Origin of the sequence: Algoriphagus resistens (assembly GCF_001442615.1) — a bacterium.
Taxonomy (GTDB): Bacteria; Bacteroidota; Bacteroidia; order Cytophagales; family Cyclobacteriaceae; genus Algoriphagus; species Algoriphagus resistens.
In genome coordinates this window covers 189,814-202,867 of record NZ_LMXN01000011.1, presented here as the reverse complement: position 1 = coordinate 202,867, position 13,054 = coordinate 189,814, and the positions used below count along the sequence as shown (strand labels likewise).

8 protein-coding genes are annotated in these 13,054 nt (G+C 44.3%); all 8 read right to left on the bottom strand.

Annotated features, from left to right (window positions below; all coding sequences use genetic code 11):
• Positions 1-20: 20 nt before the first annotated feature.
• The 8 genes from AS141_RS18430 to AS141_RS18395 all read right to left on the bottom strand — a co-directional run bounded on the left by AS141_RS18430 (position 21) and on the right by AS141_RS18395 (position 12,986).
• Positions 21-2,078, bottom strand: coding sequence for a RagB/SusD family nutrient uptake outer membrane protein (locus AS141_RS18430; RefSeq protein ID WP_057939190.1), 2,058 nt, complete (start codon positions 2,076-2,078; stop codon positions 21-23).
• A 43-nt stretch (positions 2,079-2,121) separates the two neighbouring features.
• Positions 2,122-5,361, bottom strand: coding sequence for a SusC/RagA family TonB-linked outer membrane protein (locus tag AS141_RS18425; protein WP_057939165.1), 3,240 nt, complete (start codon positions 5,359-5,361; stop codon positions 2,122-2,124).
• Positions 5,362-5,458: 97 nt separating this feature from the next.
• Positions 5,459-6,889, bottom strand: a complete 1,431-nt coding sequence (locus tag AS141_RS18420) for a glycoside hydrolase family 76 protein (RefSeq protein WP_232424959.1) — start codon at positions 6,887-6,889, stop codon at positions 5,459-5,461.
• Positions 6,890-6,923: 34 nt separating this feature from the next.
• On the bottom strand, positions 6,924-8,735 hold the full coding sequence (locus tag AS141_RS18415; protein WP_057939163.1) for an MSCRAMM family protein: 1,812 nt from the start codon (positions 8,733-8,735) through the stop codon (positions 6,924-6,926).
• A gap of 647 nt (positions 8,736-9,382) precedes the next feature.
• Entirely contained in the window at positions 9,383-10,255 is an 873-nt protein-coding gene (gene atpG, locus AS141_RS18410) for an ATP synthase F1 subunit gamma (RefSeq protein ID WP_057939162.1), read from the bottom strand.
• Positions 10,256-10,320: 65 nt separating this feature from the next.
• Entirely contained in the window at positions 10,321-11,898 is a 1,578-nt protein-coding gene (atpA, locus tag AS141_RS18405; RefSeq protein WP_057939161.1) for a F0F1 ATP synthase subunit alpha, read from the bottom strand.
• Between the two features lie 23 nt (positions 11,899-11,921).
• The gene (gene atpH / locus AS141_RS18400; protein ID WP_057939160.1) at positions 11,922-12,482 is read right to left on the bottom strand and encodes an ATP synthase F1 subunit delta; all 561 of its coding nucleotides are present in this window, start codon (positions 12,480-12,482) and stop codon (positions 11,922-11,924) included.
• Between the two features lie 9 nt (positions 12,483-12,491).
• Positions 12,492-12,986, bottom strand: coding sequence for a F0F1 ATP synthase subunit B (locus tag AS141_RS18395; protein WP_057939159.1), 495 nt, complete (start codon positions 12,984-12,986; stop codon positions 12,492-12,494).
• Positions 12,987-13,054 lie beyond the last annotated feature (68 nt).

The window sequence follows — 13,054 nt, the reverse complement described above, 5'->3', positions numbered from 1 at the left end:
TCTTGGTTATTGATAATTTCTTACCTGTTGGGTTGCTGATCTATTACAGGACTCTTGGATACCTCCCCACTTGGGATGGCAAAGTAATAGTCGATTATATTGTACTCAAAGGTCTTCAAGCTCACCCACTGAAAGCGGGCATCGAAGAAGTATTTTCCGCTTTCGGCAGACAAAAACGGATACAGGCCACGGAATCGATAGCGTGAATTCATACTGAAATCTTCCTTATCCCGCTGTTCACCCCAGAAACCATCCCTTTCTTCGTAGTGCTGTACTCTCCATCTGCGCAGATCCCATTTGGTCTTGTGTTCCAGCGCAAGTTCCTTTCGGCGTTCTTTCCGTACTGTATTTCGCCCTTCAATATCCGGGGAAATCCCACCGGATAGCAAAGTTGCCCCTGCCCTTTCACGGATTTCGTTTATACCAGCAGTGGCAACCTGCAGCATATCAGATCCATCCGGAGAAGCTTCTCCAGCCAACGCAAGCTCCACTGCCGCCTCCGCTGCATTAAGTAATACGTCAGCATAACGCATCAGAATAAAATGCTGCGCCGATCTACCTTCCCCTGCTTCGAAGGAAGGATCAGGGTTCAGCCACTTACGGCCATACAGTCCGGTGAGGGAACTTTCCCCATTGTTATAAAACGGGCCATTGGCTCCCGCAGCAGTAATCTCTCCACCTTGGAAAGGCACAAGCTCCTGGCTACCTCCTTCCCTTGCACTAAGAAAAAGGGTCTTGGGTGACTGCGTGTAGGCAGGTAATTGCTGATACCTTGTTTCCGCTGTGGCATAGGAATAATCATTGAATAGCGGCTTAATTGGCTCAGCTCCAGTATATACACCAGCTCTGATTTCAATTTCTGTATTTTTGAACTGATCACCAGGAAATATCACATATGCCCGAAGACGTGGCTCAGCATCTTTGAAAAAATCCATGGGAGTATCATACATCAGGTAATTCCCTTCTCTATTTGTAGAACCTGTGGTGACCTTGATAGTACCATCAGGATACCGATCAAAGCCTTCGAACAGTTCTATAAAATCCAACGTAGGACAAGTACCCGAAGCCAATGGAGCTTTGAAAATAAACGGGGCACTATAGGCATCATACCCGTGGGTCGCCACCGGAAAATCGTACTGCTTAACATAGATATTCTCAGGACTTGTGGGATCACTGAACATATCCACCATATTCTGGTATTGGGCTTCAGGATCATTTGCGGCCCATTTTTTCCTATATAGCGCGTATTGGCCACTTGCAATCACTTCATTTGCGGCCAGATACGCTTCTTTGAAATACCTTACAGAGGCCGACTGAGCACTTTCTTCAGAAAATCCTATGACACGCACACCTGTTTTCAAGCCCATTCCAGTAAGCCTTCCTGGAACTGTTTCGTTGTATTTGGCGACACTACCTGCATAGAGCATGGCCTCGGATTTGAAGGATAAGGCTACATACTTGTTTGAATATCCAGTTTTGGGGCTGGTCGGCTGAAGCAGCTCAGCTGCCCTGTCATAATCTGCAAGCACCTGGTCCCATGTCTCTTCCTCAGAGGAACGTGGAATTTCCAAACTTCCTTCCTCTGCAGGATAACGGAGCACGCTTGTCACAAGGGGTACTCCTCCAAATCGTCGTGCCATTGCTGAAAATACGGTAGCACGTACAAAATAGGCTTCTCCCAAATAATGATTGTAGGTAACCTCGGGAAAAACACTTTTATATTCAGGCAGTTTTTCCAACAGGTAATTGGCTTCCCGCAACAAAGAAAGGGCACGTCCCCAATAGGGAGTTCTTTCTCCTGTAAAAGCCGCGCTTATTCCATCCCGGTTCAGCGCCTCACCAGTACCCTCTATTCCCAATGCTCCAAGCCATGAGTTGTACTCCACGCCCCATTGCGCCATGTATTTGAAGTCCTCAAAAGGCATCTTACTATACATGCCTGCGATATAGACGTCCATACCGGATTCACTTGTCATGAGCGTCTCATCGCCAATGACATTTGGAGGCGGGACATCCAAATCGGTGCATCCTGAAAAATACATTAAGCCGATCAGCACTAATATGTTTCTTATTTTCATAGTATAATTCATTTTAATGTTCCTAATTATCAACCAGCGCTAGTTAAAATCTTGCGGATATGCCCACCGTATAGGTTTTGGTAAGCGGATACATCCGTCCAAGCTCATCACCGGGATGCTCCGGATCGACAAATTTCACTCCGGTGAAAGTCAACAGATTATAAGCGTTGGCAAAGAACCGGATGCTCGTTGTGGGGTTATTCAGTGGTTTTAAGGTATACCCAACTTCTATGCTCTTGAGACGGAGATAATCAGTACTTACTCTGTTAAAATCAGAATTTCCAAAGGGATAATTACCGGTATATCCATAGTAGCCACTTACCCATTCGGTAGCCGGATCGTAAGGATCTGCCAATGGATCTACTGGGTGCCAGCGGTCAAGATACTGTTCCAAGGCACCTCCCCCATTGCTTCCCCATATCGAATACAAAGGTTCTTGATACTGCATGGAACCAAGAGCTGATCCTTGCAACAACATGCTCAGGTCAAAATTCTTGTAGTTGGCATCGAACGCCAAACTGAAGTTTAACCAAGGCGTTTGATCATAGGCAAACGGGTGCTCATCTAAGCCATTGATTTCGCCATCTCCGTTCCAATCCTCGTATTTATAATTCCCAGGGAGGATGCCCCTGTCTTTGTAAATAGGAAATGACCAAATATCTTCCCAGTCTTCATAGCGCCCTGCCGATTCATATCCGAATTGCACTCCTTGATATCTGTTGCTCAGATTATCATTACGCCAGCGATCATAGGAATTTCCATAAGGGCCCTTTTCTGCTGCTATCAAATGCTGCCTACGGGTAATTGTGGCTATGCCTTTTAACCCGTAAGAAAACAGCCCTACTGTGTTGCGGTGAGAAAGTTCAAGATCGATCCCAAACTGCCGGTCGCTATTGGTGTTTTCTCTCGGAGCACCTGTACCTACTACAGTTGGCACCTCCCCAGAGCGGGTAGAAAAAAGCCCCTCCCTGCGACGGTCAAAATAATCCGCAGAAAAACCAAACAGGCCGTTCCAAGCTTCAAAATCCACTCCTACGTTAAATGTCTTTGCTGTCCACCAGGTGATATTCTCGTTGGGAACAACCAAAGATGCCCCATAGACGAACTCATCCCCTAACATATACCCCGGGGCATATTGATTGTAATATCCTCCCTGTGCATTTCCGCTAGTTGCAGGGTAGATATATCCTGGGTACCAGTCGTATTGGAGTGAACCGTCATCCGCAGTCATACCATAGCTGGCTCTGAATTTAAGCTGGCTAACAAACGAAAGAGCAGAAATTGATTTGAAGAAAGACTCCTCTGATAAACGCCACCCTACTGATGCAGAGGGAAACCAACCCCAGCGGTTGTCTTGGACGAATTTTGAAGAACCATCATATCTAAACTGCACTTCTGCAATGTAGCGGTCGGAAAAGGCATAATTTAACCTGCCGAACATAGCTGAATTGGTAATCTCATAGAGATCTCCTGAGCCACCCTGCATTCCACCCTGTTGGTTTTCATTCATCCCTCCTATAAGATATTCCATGGCGAATGCAAGATCTCGCTGTGCATAAAAATTATCACCCTTCCGGCTTTGTGTCTCAAATCCAAGCAATCCCGATACATCATGCTTGGTACCAAATTCCCGTTTATAATTAAGAAGGAATTGTCCTAGTACCTGCTGCTTGCTGAAGATTTCACGCCTGATTTGATTTGGGGAGCTATTGTTGTACAGTTTCGACGTATAGGAATCCGTCAAGGGTTCGTACATGTATTGGTAATACTCCCGGCGATAAATATCATTATCATCGCCACGGTAATCGTAACTGATCAACGCTTTGGCGGTTAATCCTTCCAATAAGCGGGATACGGTTCCGAAATCGTAATCAAGCGAGGCCGAAGACTGGAAATATTTTTGACGGAATTTTCTATAGCCTGACACATCTGATTGCATCATAGCTACTGTATTCTGCTCCAGATCCAGTCCTTCATAGTTCAGCATGGTATTTTCCGGATCGGCATAAGCAGGGAATAAGACCCCTTGTCTCCAATAATTTCTAATAATATCCACTGCACTTGAGTAAGGGGTATTACGCTGATCGGCGACACCACTTAGGTTTAGATTAAACTTCAATCCCCTGACTATCTCTGTGGTAATATTAGATCTCAGGTTGACCTTATTATAGTTCATATCCCCGGATTTAAAGAAACCTTCCTGATAGAGATACCCCCCGGCTATGTAGTACTGGGTTTTTTCTGTCCCGCCGGTAATACTTATGTCATGTTGGCTTTGAGGGGAATACGCATTGATCAACAAGGAATTCCAGTCCGTAGTACGGCGTTCTCCTGTCCGAAATGCCTCAAAATCACTTTCCTGATAAATTAGATTCCCCCCATTTATATTATTCATGGCCATCTCATTATAGAGTGTCATGGTCTGGTAAGGGTCGGCTAGCTCAGGAAAACCAGCCGGAGATTGTAGGGTGTAGGATCCATTGTAAACTACTGTTGCCCTTCCATTGGTTGTTCCTTTTTTAGTCGTCACCAGCACTACCCCATTTGCTGCCCGCGCTCCATATATCGCTGCCGAAGCATCCTTTAATACAGACAGATCTTCAATATCGCTGGGATTTAAGCGCTGAAAATCCCCCATCGTACGTTGGATACCATCGATAACTACCAACGGAGAACCTAAGCCCCGGATATCAAAGCTCGCATTGAATGTGCCCGGCTCGGCACTTTTTTGCCATACCCGAACACCCGCAACCCTGCCTGTAAGCATGTTTTGAGGGTTTTCATTCTTCGTCCGGAGCATTTCATCACCCTTAATACTGGCCACAGAGCCGGTCAATGTTACTTTCTCCTGCATTCCATAACCCACCACTACGACTTCTCCAAGCTGCTGGGTATCTGGCACCATCGCGATATCAATCACCGACTGGGCTCCTACTTCTACCTCCTGGGGCACATACCCAATAAATGAAAAGGTTAAAATAGAATTCCCGTCTGGGACTGTTAGTCTATAGTTTCCATCAATATCTGTAGTGGTACCGATAGTAGTCCCCTTAATTACCACGTTCACTCCAGGCATCGGGGTACCATCCTCTGAAAACGTGACATTCCCTGTCACTGTAATCTCACGCTGCGCCTCCGTACTAAAGGAATGATATGCAGGTGAATTGATCTCTTTCTTTACTCCTGAAGCAAGAACGGAGGCAAAAATAAAGCACTGTAATACTATCCCGAATACGGAATACTTTATCGGTTTTCCAGAAAACTTCTTGTATATATTATGCATAAGTTCAACAATAATTTATTTAACCATTACCCCATTGAGGTATTTATCCTATCTAAAGCAATGGTGTCCGATAGATACCGGACACCAAAACCTAAAATCATTTTTCCAGCTCATACCGTGACAACACAGCATATTCTGCAGCAAAAGTGAAGTTGAACATTCCTTCTGTTCTGTTATTATTCGTGTCAAGGCTCCATCCTACCAGCAAATTGGTAGGAAGGAAACCTTCATAAAGGAAATTATCATATCCGTAGTCAAGGTTCTTTTGGAAAGAATCGATGTAGTCGGAAGTAGCGGCATAGGTAGGATATACATCTACATAGCCGCGCATCAATACGCCGTTAAACCAGTTTCTGAATCCGCTTATATCGTATGTATAATATCCAGGCTTGTTTTGTCCAAGTTTTGCGAAGTAGGCAAAACTTGCATCAGACAATTGCATTGCATCTTCGAGGAACTCACTGTCGCCTGTGATTCTGTATAGATCAGCTGCTCCAGAAAGCATGGTACCGCTGTTATAAGAAATTGCCGGACCTACACGATCCTGACACGTAATCCCTCTGCGGTATACGGTTCCATCAATGGTTTCTGTCTGGGGACTACCTGGGGAGCAACCTCCTCTCATATCATCATACACCCCATCTGTGCGGAGCAATTGACTCTTTTGCCATGCGTATACCTTCTTGGCAAAATCTGCGTAATAGTCACTCTTCTTAACCTCCATAGTCTTACGTGTTTCTCTATCCGCTTCGTCAATGTACCTGTAGGTTATTTCATCATTTTTGTCTTTGTACAATTCATGCAACCATACCAGCGGACTCACCATCGGCCCATTGCTGCATGCGTGTTTGGTTACATAGCCGGGACCCCATGGTATTCCGCCACGCTCTGTGCCATCTGGATTGCGGGTGCTGTCCCATCCGTCCAAAACATAGGCGGTTAAATATTCCGCTTTATCCAAATAGGCCTGGGTGCCAGTCACTTTATAAGATTCGAGCAGTTCACGTACGAGCCACATCTGATCATCATAGACATTTTCGATTCCCTCTACCTTGGCAGTTCCTTTGGCATTTCCTCTGTTCACACCGTAAACTGACCATTCCTTGGTTTGGGTGTAAGAAACCAATTCGAAGGTTCCCTGATAATAATCCACATTATCATACAGCTTCCCCAGTAATTCTGAGTACCTATTGAAATGTTCGTCGTAAAGGGCAGGATTTCCCTTTTCTTTTTGGGTGTGAAGCGCGTGAAGAACAGCATTTACTGCCTCTATAGCTGCAGAGTACATCCATACGCTGCCAATTTCATCCGAACGGACATCAGTGTAAGGATTATAATATCTGGCCATAGCCATCCCTGCTCCGGTGAAATGGGCAGAGACTGCTTCGTCCGTGAGCTCCATTGCCCGAAGAAGGTTTTGCTCAGAGAGAGAAATCTCTTCCAAAGGAGGATCCGTTGGGTTCGTGTCAGATACATTTTCAGCACATGCTGTCATGAACAGCAGCAGTAGACTATATATAGTGATCATAGAGCGGTATATTGTCATAATAAGGTTTATTGTTTTAGTTCAAATCAATCTGATGGATGACCAGTTTGTTTTCTCCCGATTCGGCTTCCCCGTTATACACGCCCAAGGCAAGCGTTACATTTTGGCCATTAAACTGTGCCAAGTCATACACAAATGAGGCATAGCCCTCAGGATTTCCGGCACCGCCGTCGCCATGCTTAAACTTCCAGCAACCATCTTCTGCGGCACTGGCTTCATCAGCAGTAGTTGACTTAGGATCTAAATGCGTGATCGTACCATCGTCGGCAATAGCGGTAAGCTTGAAGTAGGTGAAATTGTCGCCGAAATTTCGCGTACTCAGAGTCAGCTGATTGCTACCTGCATTTATGGAGAACTTGGAATACAGATAGGCCTCCGGTACCTTGGTATCAACTTCAGGTGTATTACGGGTTTTTATCAGATAGCCTTCGGAAGGGAAGACTTCAGGATCTTTCTTAAGGGGAACAAAAAACCACTCTGCGGCCACATGATCAACCTCACGCCAAGCACGGTAAGCATCTACATAATTATCCCGGTTGCCATTTATTGGGCTTATTCCCGTGAAAGAATTTTTGGTATGCGGCATAGTAGAGCGTACCGTCTCCTGGGTCAGCTTCCATCCTTCGATAACTTCTGTACCGGGCAGCCAATCCCAGTTTTCCACCTTGGTATCGGCAAAGCGAATAGCACGGAGCACCAGCTGCTTCCAATAATCCCCGGTAGATTGGCGGTAAATACCAATGGCAATAACCACCTCTTTACCTACATATTCACCCAGGTCAAACTCAAAGTCTGCATAACTTCCCGATCCGTAAGTTCTATTCTCACCAACTTTAACAGCAGTAGGTTGAGCTGCAGTAAGGTCAACTACCTGAACACCAAAATATGCGGGATTTGCCTCGTCCGCATTGTGTGTGCTTAGTCTCAGTGATAAAATCTTGTTTTCTTCCGTAATCAGCTTGCTGCCGTAAACATAGGAATCAAAAACGTTAAGATCCGCCGGGTTGCTGCGATCCTCTTCGTTGTTGCGAATCTGCAAAGTAGTACCTTCGTTTTGCTCTTGCCATGCTCCCTGGAAGTCAAGTGCCGACATATAGTTGCAAGCCCAATCCCAACGAGGATAAACGTCAGCATTTCTCCCACCCCGGTACTCGTTGTAATACCATTTATCGGCATCTAACAGATCCGCAGTAGTAAGGCCCCGGAGAATTTCATTGCTCCCCATTCCTATTTCTAAAGTAGCTACACCATTGACAAAATCAGACTTACCTACCGTCCGTGTTACTGTCTTATAGTTTGCTTTGGTAAAGGTAACCGTGTATGTGTCAACGATCAGATTCTCTAAAACGAATGCACCGTCGCTTCCACTGGTTACTGTGCCTGCTACCCCTACACTAACATTCACACCTTCGAGCCCGGCATTATTGCTTTGTGCATCCGTAATCACTCCGATGATTTTCGCGGAGGCAAAGATCATGGTCATGTCTGCGGTCGCAACCCGATTAGCATCAAATTTTTCAGGATTTACAGTTACACTGACAGCAAGCCAGCCCGCTTTGGAAAATTTAACTGCTCTTGTTTTCAAGGTTACATTCTCGAAGGAATAGGTCCCGTCTCCTCCGGTAGTCACAGACACTTCTTCTTCACCTATACCTGCAAGCGTTACTTCTACATCTGAAATAGGTTGGCCTTCCCCGTCTGTAACAGTGCCTGTAATAGTTCCTCGATGCTCCTCGATGGGTTCGTCTTCATTGACGCATGAGGTTGCCGAAGCGATAAAAGTACTTAGCAACGCAACGTAAATAATCGCACGTAATTTCTTACTCATTCTGTTGGCTATTATGGGTTTGATAGAATAATTAATCGCCAATTGGGCAAATTGCCCTATAATCTCACAAATTGGCGTGGAGGAAAAATAGAAGAGGTAAGGTTAAAATATTGGTTAAATCAGGGTTAATGCCCAAGAAAAATCTATTAATCTGGCAATTGTGCTTGCCTTCAAACGTTAACAAATGCTGAACAACCGGAACAAAAAGTACATGATCGAGCCTGGCTCAATCCTCTTACACAGGGATAATTATAATGCATACGAGATTCCATATGGACTTTAAAAGACAAATTGAAATCATATGAAATCGATACGATTAAAATCATCATTAAAACACACAGGGCAATGATTATTTTAATCGTCAAAGATTCCATCTGACCATCTTAAAACAATTATAAACAGATGAAACTACATGCTCGCTGACAGTAGGTAACAATATCGCGTACCTAGATCACACCCTCAGCCAGTAAATAGAAAAATAATGATTGGCTATCACTCAAAAAATATTGAAATATCCACAATGCTATAGGTAGGGCAGAAAAACAGGACAACAATAAATGGTGACCTTTCCGCTTTCTTTGTGTGTGGTTGCAAAAAAAAACCACAACCCTTGCGAGCTGTGGTTTTGGAAAGTAGGGCTATCGTTATTACTTACCGCCAAGTGCATTTGCACCGGAGACTATTTCTAGTATTTCATTGGTAATTGCTGCCTGCCTTGTTCTGTTGTACATTAATCGTAGCTCTTTCAGCAATTCACCGGCATTTTCAGTTGCCTTATCCATCGCAGTCATCCTGGCGCCATGCTCAGAAGCATTGCTTTCCAGTACAGCTTTGTAGAATTGGATTTTCAAGGAAGTGGGGACCAACTCTTCAATAATGTATGCTCTCGACGGCTCCAAAATGTAATCTGTGTCGGGAGTTTTCTCCTCAGCAGAATCTTCATTTGCCATAGGCAGGAACTGCTCTACACGAACCTCCTGAGTTGCTACGTTTTTGAATTCATTGAACACCAAAACCACCTGATCATAGTCCCCAGCTACAAATGAATTCATTGCGAATTCTGCCGCATTTCTGACATTGTCGAAGGTAAGATCCTGAAATACCTGATAGAAATCAGACACCATTCTAAAATCTTGCTTTTTAAATGCCTCAAACGCCTTTTTCCCAACAGGAAGAATGGTGATATCCTTACCGGCAAACTGTCTTGATACAGCAAGATTCACCGCCTTGATGATATTCGAGTTAAAAGCACCGCAAAGTCCCTTGTCAGAAGTAACCGGGATGATCAATACACTTCTCACCTCTCTTTTTTCGGCAAATACAATATCCGCAGCTCCATCTGAAGCAGCTGATACATTATTCAGGATTTGGGTCAACTTCTGAGAGTAAGGACGCATCTGAATGATTTTGTCCTGAGCTCTTCTAAGTTTGGCAGCGGAAACCATTTTCATGGCCTTGGTAATCTGCTGGGTAGAGACTACTGAGGTGATCCGTTCCTTTACTTCCTTAAGATTAGCCATCTTGCTTGCGTTGTGCTAGGGTATTAACTACCCGGAAGACTTTCGCCTTCCGGAATTCAAATCAATTATTTAGAATACTTAGGTGCTAATTCAGCAGCTGCCTTAGAAAGAACTTTACCAGCTCCATCCACGTCACCTTTGAGAATCAACTCTAGTGCTTCAGGATAAGAAGTATCCAAAAGTGTGTAGAACTCCTTCTCAAAAGCCCTGGCTTTTTCCACAGGAACTGCATCCATCAAGCCTTTGGTAGAAGCATAGATGATCGCTACCTGATGAGCTACAGATACCGGTGAGTATTGGGCTTGCTTCAAGATCTCCTGGTTTCTTCTACCTCTTTCGATCGTACGCTTAGTAGTCGCATCCAGGTCAGAACCAAACTTAGAGAATGCTTCCAATTCCCGAAAAGCTGCCTGATCCAATTTCAAGGTACCGGCAATTTTCTTCATTGATTTGATCTGTGCGTTACCACCTACGCGTGATACTGAGATACCTACGTTAATCGCGGGACGGATACCAGAGTTGAAAAGGTTGGTTTCCAAGAAGATCTGACCGTCAGTAATTGAAATTACATTGGTAGGGATATATGCAGAAACGTCACCGGCTTGGGTTTCGATAATCGGAAGTGCAGTCAAAGACCCGCCTCCTTTTACCAGATGCTTGATAGAATCTGGCAAATCGTTCATCTCCTGGGCGATTTTATCAGATTTATTGATTTTCGCAGCTCTTTCAAGCAATCTTGAGTGAAGGTAGAATACATCACCTGGATATGCTTCACGTCCCGGAGGTCTTCTCAATAGAAGAGAGACTTCACGGTAAGCTACAGCTTGCTTAGAAAGATCATCATATACTACCAGGGCAGGACGGCCTGTATCACGGAAGAATTCGCCAATGGATGCACCGGTAAATGGCGCAAAGAACTGCATTGGTGCAGGTTCAGATGCTGGAGCTGCAACTATTACTGTATAAGGAAGTGCGCCACCTTTTTCCAAAGCTGCCACTACACCCGCTACGGTAGATGCTTTCTGTCCGATTGCAACATAAATACAGAAAACCGGCTCACCTTTATCGTAAAATTCCTTTTGGTTCAAGATAGCATCGATCACTACCGCTGTTTTACCAGTTTGACGGTCACCGATTACCAATTCTCTCTGACCTCTACCGATTGGAATCATCGCATCGATAGACTTAATACCTGTCTGAAGTGGCTCAGTTACTGGCTGACGATAGATTACACCTGGCGCTTTGCGCTCCAAAGGCATCTCATACAAGTCACCGGCAATCGGGCCTTTACCGTCGATAGGATTACCCAAGGTATCCACCACACGGCCAAGCATTCCTTCACCTACCTGGATAGAAGCAATTCTCTTCGTTCTCTTTACAGTATCTCCCTCTTTTACAGACTTGGAATCACCGAAAAGTACCGCTCCTACATTGTCTTCCTCAAGGTTAAGTACCATTGCTTTCAGACCATTGTCAAATTCCAGCAATTCCCCGGACTGAGCCTTAGAAAGTCCATAGATACGAGCTACACCATCCCCCACTTGAAGGACTGTACCCACTTCTTCGAGTTCCGCCTCGGTTCTTGCACCAGAGAGTTGTTCTCTTAAAATTGCCGAAACTTCATCAGGTCTTACTTCTGCCATGATATATAGATTAATGCTTTTTGTTAGATTTTACTTTCGTAATGATTTTGGGTAAACTGAGTTTTCAATTGTCTCAGTTTGCTACTCAATGAATCGTCAAGCTGACGATCATTTACTGTCAAAATATATCCACCTATCAAGTCTGGATTAATTTTCTCTACCAACTGTACCTTCTCCTTTCCGGAAATCTCTTTCACTACATCAGCAAACTGCTTGCGAAGTTTGTCATCGATAGGGAAAGTAGTAGTCACTTCAGCTACCTGAATAGACTCGTGTAGATTGTATTGGTTTTCAAACTCTTTTGCTACATCAAGAAGAATCCCCTCCCTATTCTTACGGGAGACGATCTCAAAGAAAGTCATCGTAAGTGGATCAGATTCTTTAGCAAAAAGTGCCTTAAGTATATTCAGCTTTTTATCGGAATTGATGACTGGATTCCTAAGAACCACTTCCAATTCGTGTTCACTAGCTGCCAAAGCAGCCAGTCTTAGAAAATCTGTGTGCACCTCCTCGAGTCTTCCTTTTTCCAAAGAAAGTTCCATGATTGACTTGGCATAGCGGGATGCTACTCTCTGGTTTGACATGGAGGTGTATTAGTTAAGCTTTAAATCGTTGACAAATCCTTCCACCAAATCTTTCTGGGACTTGGTATCTGATAGATTTGCTCTCAATAATTTCTCTGTAATCTCCAAAGAAAGTGTCGCAACCTGGTTTTTCACATCTGCCAAAGCAGCTTTCTTCTCAGTTTCGATCACTGCTTTTGCATTCTCTATCATTTGAGCACCTACTTTTGCAGCATCTGCTTTTGCATCATCGACCATTTTTACAGAAGCATCTTGCGCTTTCTTTAAGATAGTATCTCTTTCAAGTCTGGCATCAGCAAGAAGTTTCTCATTCTCGGCTTTCAGATTTGCCATTTCATTTCTGGCAGTTTCTGCAGCTTTCAACGCATTTTCGATGCTGCTTTCCCTTTCATCCAAAGCAGCTAGCATAGGCTTCCATGCAAACTTGATCAGAATGAAAAGCAAGCCTAGAAAGCCGAATAATTGCCAGAAAATAAGACCGGTACCTGGTGTGATTAAATCCATGGGATATGTTTTATTTCAAATTGTTCAATATAATAAAGAAAAGGGAAAGGCCTAACGCCAATCCCCTT